Raw genomic sequence first — 8,347 nt, 5'->3', positions numbered from 1 at the left:
TCCGCTTCGAATTCCCCGAGCGGCCGGGCGCGCTGATGAAGTTCCTGTCGTCGATGGCGCCGGACTGGAACATCAGCCTGTTCCACTACCGCAACCAGGGCGCGGACTACAGCTCGATCCTCGTCGGCATCCAGGTGCCGGAAGCGGACCGCGCGGCATTCGATCACTTCCTGTCGACGCTTGGCTATCCGTCCATCGAGGAAGGCGACAATCTCGCCTATCGCTTGTTCCTGTAGGACCGAAAGCGCATGCCGACGGCGCACACGACGCGCCGGCGGCATGCCCCCGCTCTCCTACTTCCCCGCGCCCGCCACCTTCTTCTGCCGCCACAGACACAGCAGATCGCACGCGACATGCGCGGCCGCGATCGCGGTGATGTCCGCGTGATCGTATGCAGGTGCGACCTCCACCACATCCGCGCCAATCAGATTCACCGCCCCCAGCCCGCGCACGATCGCCAGCGCCTGCGCGGACGACAACCCGCCCGCGACCGGCGTCCCCGTCCCGGGCGCGAACGCCGGATCGAGACAGTCGATATCGAACGTCAGATACGCGGGCCGCGACCCGACGATGTCGACGATCCGCTCGACTGCCGCACGCGAACCATGGTCATGCACCCACGCGGCATCGAGCCGCTCGATCCCGAGAAAATCGTCGTTCCACGTACGGATCCCGACCTGCACCGATGTCGCCGGATCGATCAGCCCTTCCTTCACGGCCTTGTAGAACATCGTCCCGTGATTGAGGCTGTCCGGCTCGTCGTCGGCCCACGTATCGCAGTGCGCGTCGAAATGGATCAGCGACAGCGGTCTGCCGTAGCGCTCCGCATGTGCAACCAGCAGCGGATACGTGATGTAGTGGTCGCCGCCGAACGTCAGCATCTTCGCGCCGGACCGCAGGATCGTGCGCGCATGCTCGACGATCGCGGGCTTGATCGACAGCGGGTTGTGCGCGTCGAACCAGCAGTCGCCGTAGTCGACGGCCGCGAGATCGTCGAACGGATCGAAGCCCCACGGATACGGATTGAGCTCGGCCAACTGCACGCTCGCCGCGCGGATCGCGGCCGGCCCGAGCCGCGCGCCCGACCGATAGGTCGTCGCGAGATCGAGCGGCACGCCGGAAATCGCGACGTCGACGCCGTCGAGCGTGCGCGAATAGTTGCGGCGCATGAACGACAGCACGCCCGCATAGGTGTTTTCGATCGAGGAGCCGTACGGCGTCGTGCGACGGATCGCGCCGTCGCCGTGGAGAAGTTCGGTCATGGGTCGGACCTGTTTTCGTGGGAAGCCGGCGCCGCCCTGCTCCCTGTGAGCGCACGGGTCGGGCACGGCAGGGATTCATCGGGCACGCACCGGCTGCGCAGCCAGTCGCGCGGCCGGGCGGAACAGCGACAACGACAACGACAACGGCAATACCGCGGCGATCATAACAAGCCGAATTGAAGTCGTTGCCCCGGTTCAACCGGGGCAACGCGCCGAGAAATCCGGCGGCGGCATCGCCGCCGGCCGCCATCGATTCCTAGAAGGATTCGCCGGTTTTCGCCCGCGCGTTCTTCCGGATAATGGCCGGCAGCCGCGCCCTCGACGGCGCGCCGTCGACCGCGGACCACGACACACCGGAGACCCCCGCCTTGCTCGCCACGCTTCCCGCCACCTACCGCCGGCTCTGGCCGCTCGCCATCGCCGCCGCGCTGCTGTACGGGCTGTCGCTCGCCGCGGCGCCCTATCCGGGCCAGGCCGCCGCGAAGGCCGCGATGGGCATCCTGCTGCTCGCGGCCGGCGGCACCTGCGGCGCGCCGCGCGAACGCGCGTGGCTGTGCGCGGCGCTCGCGACCGCCGTACTCGGCGACGTCCTGCTCGCGCTGCCCGACTGGCCGCTGTCGTTCGTCCTCGGCCTCGGGTCCTTCCTGCTCACGCACGTGTGCTACTGCGCGATCTTCTTTCGCTGGCGCGCGCGGCCGCACGGCTGGCGCATCGTCGCGCTGATCGGCCTGTGGATCGCCGCGCCGGCGTTCTACGCGGCGTTCTTCCCGCATCTCGGCGCGCTGCTCGCGCCGGTGGCCGTCTACATGCTGGTGCTGTGCGTGATGGCGAGCTTCGCGCTCGCCGCCCGCACGCACGGCGCGCTCGTCGCGATCGGCAGCCTGATCTTCGTCGGCTCCGATACGCTGATCGGCGTCGGCCGGTTCCTCGGCGGTTTTCCGGGTATCGACTACCTGATCTGGGGCCTCTACGCGCTCGCGCAGGTCACGATCGTGGCCGGGGTTTTCCATGAGACGACCGCCCGACCGATCCGTCCCTGATACCGTTTCAAACAGGCCGCCGCGCGCCGGCGGTCTCGTCCATCGCCGGTCTCGTCCTGTCGACGGCCCTTTCCGCCGATCCCGCGGCGCGGAAAACGAACCGTTCCAAACCCCGCTCAGCCTTTTCCCGCCTGGCTTCCGGCCCTTAGAGCGCCGCTTCTAGCCTCTTGCGGTTTCCGGGTTCACCCACTATCGTTACATCAAACAATGTAACATTCAAAAATGAGCCAAATCGGAGACACCCGGATGAATGCTCGCACGTTGCCTTTCGGTCCACCCGGCCACGACGGCCAGGACGAAACCATCGACATCGCCATCATCGGCACCGGCTTCGCCGGCCTCGGGATGGCGATCCGCCTGCGGCAAACAGGCGTGACCGACTTCGTCGTCCTCGAGAAGGCCGCGTCGGTCGGCGGCACGTGGCGCGACAATCATTACCCCGGGTGTGCATGCGACGTGCAATCGCACGTCTATTCGTTCTCGTTCGCGCCGAACCCGCGCTGGACGCGCATGTTCGCGCCGCAGCCGGAGATCCGCGCGTATCTCGAAGACTGCGTGCAGCGTTTCGGCGTCGGCCCGCACCTGCGCATGAACCACGAGCTGCAGCGCGCCGAATACGACGAGGCCGCGCAACGCTGGCGCCTCACGTTCGCGAACGGCAAGCGGCTGTCCGCGCGCGTGCTGATCTCGGGGATGGGCGGCCTGTCGCGCGCCGCGCTGCCGGCGATTCCCGGCGTCGAGCATTTCCAGGGCCGCGCATTCCATTCGCAGCAGTGGGATCACGACTACGCGCTCGAAGGCAAGCGCGTCGCGGTGATCGGCACCGGCGCGAGCGCGATCCAGTTCGTGCCGCAGATCGCGCCGCGCGTGAAGACGCTCGCGCTGTTCCAGCGCACGCCGCCGTGGATCATGCCGAAGCCCGACCGCAACCTCACCCGCTTCGAGAAATGGCTGTTCCGCACGCTGCCGTTCACGCAGAAGGCCGTGCGCAGCGGCATCTACTGGATGCTCGAATCGCGCGTGCTCGGCTTCGCGATCCATCCGTCGCTGATGAAGAACGTGCAGAAGCTCGCGCTGCGCCATATCCGCAAGCAGATCCACGATCCCGAGCTGCGCAAGACCGTCACGCCGAACTACACGCTCGGCTGCAAGCGCGTGCTGATCTCGAACGACTACTACCCGGCGCTGTCGCGCAAGAACGTCGACGTGATCACCACCGGCATCGACCACATCGAAGCCGACGCGGTCGTGACGACCGACGGCCGCCGCCATGAAGTCGATTGCCTGATCTACGGCACCGGCTTCCAGGTCGCCGATCCGTATCCGCGCGGCGCGATCATCGGCCGCGGCGGGCTCGACATCGTCGACGCATGGCGCGACGGAGCGCACGCGTATCTCGGCTCGACGCTGCCCGGCTACCCGAACTTCTTCATGATCGTCGGCCCGAACACCGGCCTCGGCCACAACTCGATGGTGTTCATGATCGAGTCGCAGATCGAATACATCCTCGGCGCGCTGCAGGCGATGCGCCGCGAGCGCGCCGAGGCGATCGAGGTGCGCCCGCTCGTCGAGGCGCAGTTCAACAGCGACCTGCAGGGCAAGCTGAAGAAGGCGATCTGGTCGACGGGCGGCTGCAAGAGCTGGTATCTCGATCCGCGCACCGGCAAGAACACGACGCTGTGGCCGGGTTTCACGTGGCGCTTCCGCCAGGCGACCGCGCACTTCTCGATCGCCGATTACCACGCGTATCGCGCACCGCAACACGACACGGCCGCGCGGCCCGCCGCCGCGCCCGCCGCTTCCACGTCCGCCGAAGCGGCCTGAGCCAGACAAGGAGTCACCGACATGAGAGATTTCGCCAACAAGGTCGCCGCGATCACGGGTGCCGGTTCGGGCATGGGCCGCGCGCTCGCGGTCCAGCTCGCGCAGGCCGGCTGCCACGTGTCGCTCGCCGACAAGAACGGCGTCGGCCTCGCCGAAACCGAACGGATCGTCCGCGCGATCGCGCCGAACGTACGCGTATCGACGCGCGTGCTGGACGTCGGCGAGCGCGACGCGATGTTCGCGTGGGCCGACGACACCGCGAAGGAACATGGCAAGGTCAACCTGATCTTCAACAACGCGGGCGTCGCGCTGTCGAGCACGATCGAGGGCATGGAATACAGCGATCTCGAGTGGATCGTGAACATCAATTTCTGGGGTGTCGTGCATGGCACGAAGGCATTCCTGCCGCACCTGAAGGCATCGGGCGACGGCCACGTGATCAACACGTCGAGCCTGTTCGGGATCTTCGCGCAGCCGGGCATGAGCGGCTACAACGCGACGAAGTTCGCGGTGCGCGGCTTCACCGAATCGCTGCGCCAGGAACTCGACATGATGAAGTGCGGCGTGTCGGCGACCTGCGTGCATCCGGGCGGCATCCGCACGAACATCGCGCAGGCGAGCCGCGTGTCGAAGAACATGGTCGGCTTCATGGTCGCGAGCGAGCAGCAAGGCCGCGACACGTTCGAGAAGTTCTTCATCACGACCGCCGACGACGCCGCGCGCACGATCCTCGCCGGCGTGCGCAAGAACAAGCGCCGCGTGCTGATCGGCCGCGACGCGAAGGCCGGCGACTGGATGGCGCGCGTGCTGCCCGCCGCGTACCAGGCGCTCGTCGTGCTCGCGACACGCCGCGAGGCCGCGCGGGCCCGCCGCGAGGCCGCACGCGGCACGCCGGCGCCCGCGCCGCTGCACGCCGCCACCTACAACAATGCAGGCAATCAGGGAGGAGAACAATCATGACGACCCCGAACATGATGCCCGTGCGGCGCGACGTCCGTTTCGCGCTGCCGCCCGAACGCGCACGCGACTGGCACGTTCAAGGCGTGCCCGTCACGCACTTCATGAATGCGCTGTCGCTGCTGTTCCCGGCCGGCGAGCGTTTCTTCATGGATTCGGTGCGCAACTACCGCGACCGGATCGAGGATCCCGAGCTGAAGAAACAGGTGCTCGGCTTCATCGGCCAGGAAGCGATGCATACGCGCGAGCACATCGAATACAACGACCTGCTGCAGGCGTCCGGCCTGCCCGCGCACAAGCTCGACAAGCGCCTGTGGACGATCCTCGGCTGGTTCAAGAAGGTGCTGCCGCATTCGATGCAGCTCGCGATCACGATCGCGCTCGAACACTACACGGCGATCCTCGCGAACCAGCTGCTGTCGGGCCACGAGCACCGGATCGACGGCTCGGTCGAAGGCTACCAGCAGATGTGGATGTGGCACGCGATGGAGGAAACCGAGCACAAGGCGGTGTCCTACGACGTGTGGAAGACCGTGATGAAGCCGGGCCTCGGCAGCTACCTGCTGCGCACGGGCACGATGCTGACGACCACCGTATTCTTCTGGACGATCGTGTTCGACTTCCACGTTCGGCTGATGCGCGCGCACCGTCGCGAACACGGCAAGTTCGGCGGCATGTGGCGCCTCGTGAAGTATCTGTACGGCCCGAAGCACGGCGTGTTTCCGAGCATCGCGCGCGAATGGCTCGACTACTTCCGCCCGGGCTTCCACCCGTGGGACCACGACAACCACCAGTACCTGCAGGGGCTCGACTCGCTGCTCGAGAACATCGACGCGACCAACGCACGCTACGCGGCGCAAGCCGCCCCGCGCCGCGTGCCGCTGCACCCGGTCCCGCAGGCATGACGCCATGGCGCGCGCCCACGAGATGCTGACCGTCCAGTCCGGCGACGTGAAACTCGCCGTCTACGCAAGCGGGTCGCGTCGCGCGCCGCCGCTGATCCTCGTGCACGGTTACCCCGACTCGGCCACCGTGTGGGCGCCGATCCGCGCGCGGCTCGCGAAGCGCTACCGCGTGATCGCATACGACGTGCGCGGCGCCGGCGCGTCCGATGCGCCGCGCCGCCGCGCCGACTACACGCTCGAGCGGCTCGCCGCCGATCTGAAAGCGGTGGCCGACGCGACCTGCGGCGGCCGGCCGTTCCATCTGGTCGGCCACGACTGGGGCTCGATCCAGTGCTGGGAGGCCGTGACCGATCCCGCGTTCCGCGGCCGGATCGCGTCGTACACGTCGATCTCGGGCCCGTGCCTCGATCACGTGTTCCGCGCGAAGATGCGGCTCAGGCAGAGCCTGAAGTCGTGGTACATCGCGTTCTTCCATCTGCCGGTCGTGCCGTCGCTCGTCTGGCGGCTCGGCGGCGCGGCGCTGTGGCCGCGCTGGCTGCAACTGACCGAGCGCGTGCGTGCCGAGCGCGATCCCGTGCAACTGAAAAACGCGCTGAACGGGCTGCAGCTGTACCGTGCGAATTTTCTCGCACGGGCACGCAAGCCGCGCGAACGATACGCGCAGGCGCCGGTGCAGATCCTCGTGCCGGTGCGCGACCGCTATGTGACGCCCGAGATGTCGGTCGACCTCGACCGCTGGCTCGGCGACCACGTGCGCGAGGAAATCGACGGCAGCCACTGGGTCGTGCTGCGCCACCCCGACATCATCGCGTCGCGGATCGACCGCTTCGCGTCCGCGCAGGGGCGGCCGTCGGTCGCGAACGCGGCGGTTCAGCGGCCCGCAAGCGCCGGCAGGCGCCTGAACAGCGTCTCGTAGTCGACGACGAGGCCGTCGTCGTCGATGTCCATCTCGGCCGTGAAATTCCGGAAGATCCCTTCGTAGCGGTAACGCCGGCTGGGCTCGATGCATGCGTAGGCCTGCTTGACCGGCGTGACCTTCAGGTCCGGCGTCGAGATGTACGCGACGTCGATCGGCCGCCGCTCGCCGCGCGCGAGCCCCAGGCGGCCGATCGGCAGCGAATTCGTGAACGGCGTCGCCGCGATGTCGATGTCGACGCAACCGTCGAGCTCGGACAGCGCGCGGCCCGAGCCGTCGCGCCAGTGGCCGGCACCATCGCCATGCAGCTCGAGCGTGCCGCCGCCCATCACCTTGAGCACCGCGTAGGTCACCCGCCATTGCGGATCGCACTCGACGCGATACGCGAGCCCGTACGCGCGGCCGTACCGCTGGCCGACCACCGCGCTTTCGACGACGATCGCGCCGCCGCTCCGGTCGAACGTCAGATGTTCGACCCCGTCGCCTTCGAGCGACGCCCAACGCACTTCACGCATCTTTTCCCCTCCCGGTTGCCCGATGCCGGGCATCGTCGCACGAATTCGCCGGCGGCAACGCCGGCGAAGGCCGCCATTCGCCCACCACGCGGATTTCGTATCAAAAAAACGTTCATGCAGCGCCGGTACGACAGGGTCGCTCCGCCTCATTCCCCACCTCGGTGCATCGGCGACAAATCCTGACTATCCAGAATTCCCTATTCCGGTGCATGGGATTGTGTCCTATGCTCGCGGCTCGTCCTGCTACGCCACCATCATGCCTACCGCCCGCCCCGCCTCGCCGTCGATCGACCTGCGTACCCTGCTGCGCGGCATCGGGCAGATCGTGCTGCAGGCGAACGCGTTCACCGGCGCGCTGCTGCTCGTCGCACTGGCGCTGACCGACCTGCGGCTCGCGAGCGCGGCGCTGGTCGGTTCGGCCGCCGCCAGCATGACCGCCGTGCTGACGGGTGCCGAGCGCCGCGACGTCGAACAGGGGCTGCACGGCTTCAACGGCGCGCTCGCGGCGCTGATCGCCGTGCTGTTCGCGCCCGGTCAGCTTGCGGCCGTCGCGCTGGTGCCGCTGGTCTCGATCGGCGCGGCGCTCGTGCAGCGCGCGACGCGCGGGCCCCTCGCCCGGTTGCACCTGTGTCCGTATTCGAGCCCCTGTCTCGCCGTCACCGCGCCGTGGCTGCCGTTTGTCGCACTGCAGCATGCCGACGGCGCGGCGACTGCCCCGGTGCCGACGCTTGCATCCGCTGCCGGCGCATTGCTGTCGGGCGTCGCGCAGACCACCTTCGCGCAAGGCGTCTGGCCCGGCGTATTGATCGTCGCCGGCCTCGCCGTCGCATCGCGCCGCGCGGCCGCGTTCGCGCTCGTCGGCGCGAGCGTGTCGACCGTGCTGCTGGTCGCGCTCGGCGCGAACGGCGCCTGGTTGGCCGACGGCCTG

The 8,347-nt window shown here is 68.1% G+C and carries 8 protein-coding genes and 1 pseudogene; 7 read left to right on the top strand and 2 right to left on the bottom strand.

What is annotated here, in order from left to right; genetic code table 11:
• Positions 1-236 (top strand): annotated as a pseudogene (locus tag G3N62_RS33000) (PLP-dependent threonine dehydratase); the annotation flags it as partial.
• 57 nt (positions 237-293) lie between these two features.
• On the opposite strand, the gene speB reads toward G3N62_RS33000, so the two are convergent.
• Positions 294-1,262, bottom strand: coding sequence for an agmatinase (speB, locus tag G3N62_RS32995; RefSeq protein ID WP_049031801.1), 969 nt, complete (start codon positions 1,260-1,262; stop codon positions 294-296).
• A gap of 368 nt (positions 1,263-1,630) precedes the next feature.
• Between speB and G3N62_RS32990 the strand changes: the two genes are divergently transcribed.
• The 5 genes from G3N62_RS32990 to G3N62_RS32970 all read left to right on the top strand — a co-directional run bounded on the left by G3N62_RS32990 (position 1,631) and on the right by G3N62_RS32970 (position 6,904).
• Positions 1,631-2,302: a lysoplasmalogenase gene (locus G3N62_RS32990; RefSeq protein WP_034189946.1), complete on the top strand. Its 672-nt coding sequence runs from the start codon at positions 1,631-1,633 to the stop codon at positions 2,300-2,302.
• 246 nt (positions 2,303-2,548) lie between these two features.
• Positions 2,549-4,126: an NAD(P)/FAD-dependent oxidoreductase gene (locus tag G3N62_RS32985; protein ID WP_124671099.1), complete on the top strand. Its 1,578-nt coding sequence runs from the start codon at positions 2,549-2,551 to the stop codon at positions 4,124-4,126.
• A 21-nt stretch (positions 4,127-4,147) separates the two neighbouring features.
• Positions 4,148-5,086 (top strand): SDR family NAD(P)-dependent oxidoreductase, encoded by a 939-nt coding sequence (locus tag G3N62_RS32980; RefSeq protein ID WP_034189866.1) that lies wholly within the window; start codon positions 4,148-4,150, stop codon positions 5,084-5,086.
• On the top strand, positions 5,083-5,988 hold the full coding sequence (locus G3N62_RS32975; protein ID WP_034189867.1) for a metal-dependent hydrolase: 906 nt from the start codon (positions 5,083-5,085) through the stop codon (positions 5,986-5,988). Before G3N62_RS32980 ends, G3N62_RS32975 begins: the two co-directional genes overlap by 4 nt.
• Positions 5,989-5,992: 4 nt before the next feature.
• Positions 5,993-6,904, top strand: coding sequence for an alpha/beta fold hydrolase (locus G3N62_RS32970; protein ID WP_124671098.1), 912 nt, complete (start codon positions 5,993-5,995; stop codon positions 6,902-6,904).
• Here the strand turns inward: G3N62_RS32970 and G3N62_RS32965 are convergent.
• Positions 6,859-7,419 carry a putative glycolipid-binding domain-containing protein gene (locus G3N62_RS32965; RefSeq protein ID WP_124671097.1) on the bottom strand — a complete coding sequence of 187 codons (561 nt, stop codon included), beginning with the start codon at positions 7,417-7,419 and terminating at the stop codon, positions 6,859-6,861. The genes G3N62_RS32970 and G3N62_RS32965 overlap by 46 nt on opposite strands.
• A gap of 256 nt (positions 7,420-7,675) precedes the next feature.
• On the opposite strand from G3N62_RS32965, the gene G3N62_RS32960 reads away from it, so the two are divergent.
• Positions 7,676-8,347, top strand: a 672-nt coding sequence (locus G3N62_RS32960) for an urea transporter (protein WP_206141444.1), incomplete at its 3' end; no start/stop codon positions are given.

It is taken from the genome of Burkholderia sp. Tr-20355, assembly GCF_017104685.1.
Classification (GTDB): Bacteria; Pseudomonadota; Gammaproteobacteria; order Burkholderiales; family Burkholderiaceae; genus Burkholderia; species Burkholderia seminalis.
Note: the sequence above shows the minus strand (reverse complement) of the source record. Positions and strands in the feature narration are given on the sequence as shown.

Coding starts and splice junctions, on each gene's coding strand:
- speB (WP_049031801.1), bottom strand. CDS start 1,262: ATGACCGAACTTCTCCACGGCGACGGCGCGATCCGTCGCACGACGCCG.
- G3N62_RS32985 (WP_124671099.1), top strand. CDS start 2,549: ATGAATGCTCGCACGTTGCCTTTCGGTCCACCCGGCCACGACGGCCAG.
- G3N62_RS32980 (WP_034189866.1), top strand. CDS start 4,148: ATGAGAGATTTCGCCAACAAGGTCGCCGCGATCACGGGTGCCGGTTCG.
- G3N62_RS32975 (WP_034189867.1), top strand. CDS start 5,083: ATGACGACCCCGAACATGATGCCCGTGCGGCGCGACGTCCGTTTCGCG.
- G3N62_RS32970 (WP_124671098.1), top strand. CDS start 5,993: ATGGCGCGCGCCCACGAGATGCTGACCGTCCAGTCCGGCGACGTGAAA.
- G3N62_RS32965 (WP_124671097.1), bottom strand. CDS start 7,419: ATGCGTGAAGTGCGTTGGGCGTCGCTCGAAGGCGACGGGGTCGAACAT.